General features: G+C 57.2%; 1 protein-coding gene. It reads right to left on the reverse strand.

The window, feature by feature from the left end:
• A partial coding sequence (locus tag J5224_RS30400; RefSeq protein ID WP_264628763.1) for an ABC transporter transmembrane domain-containing protein occupies positions 1–944 on the reverse strand: 944 nt, incomplete at both ends.

The following is a 944-nucleotide window of genomic DNA, read 5'->3' on the forward strand; positions in this document are numbered from 1 at the left end:
GCTGATAATACCCCATCAGCAAACTCGCTAACGTGCTCTTGCCGCTGCCGGTGTGCCCCACCAACGCCACAAAGCCGCGCGCTGGCACCTGCATGCTGATATGGTTCAGGACACGTTGATTATCCCGGTAGGCAAAAGAAACGTTGTCCATCTCGATGCTGCCCGCCGCTAATGGGCGTGTATCTTCGCCGTAGGACTGCTGTACCGCATCCATCAGTTCAAAGATTCGCTCACCGGCCACCACCGCCTGCTGTAACATGGACTGCTGGGTGGTCAGCGCAATCAGCGGCTCGTTAAGACGCCCCAGATAACTGATAAAGGCATAGAGCACGCCAACGCCTACCGTGCCCACCGAGCTGAAACCAAACTGAATCAACAGCCCGCACAGCACCATGGCGGAAAACAGGCTCAATAGCGGGCGCAGCAGCACGCCATCCAGACGCAGCGTCTGCATCCGCGCCTGGAAATGCGCACGGCTTGAGGCCCCCAGTTTGTCACCAAAGCGCGACTGTTGGCGGAACTGCTGGATCACCGACATACCCGAGATCGCTTCATTAAAACCATCATTAATGTCCGCCAGATAGCGGCGCAGTCGCCGCACAATCGGCGTACTGAAATGCTGGTAGACCGCCATCACGATAGCCACTGCGGGGAATATCATCACGGCAATCAGCGCCATGCGCCAATCAAGGGTGAACATGGCGACCAACATCGCACCGATCAGCGCCATGCTGCGCAGCACAGTAGAAACCACGGTGACATACAGGTCGCGCACCACTTCGGTATCGTTGGTTACCCGGGAAATCAGTTGCCCCACCGGTTGCGTATCAAAGGTACTTAACGGTTGGCGCAGCGCGGCATCCATCACATCAATACGCAACTGTTGCACCACCCCGACCGCAACGCGGTTGAACAGCAGCGATTGCACATAATGCAATAGCGCG

This window comes from Candidatus Symbiopectobacterium sp. NZEC135, assembly GCF_025962695.1.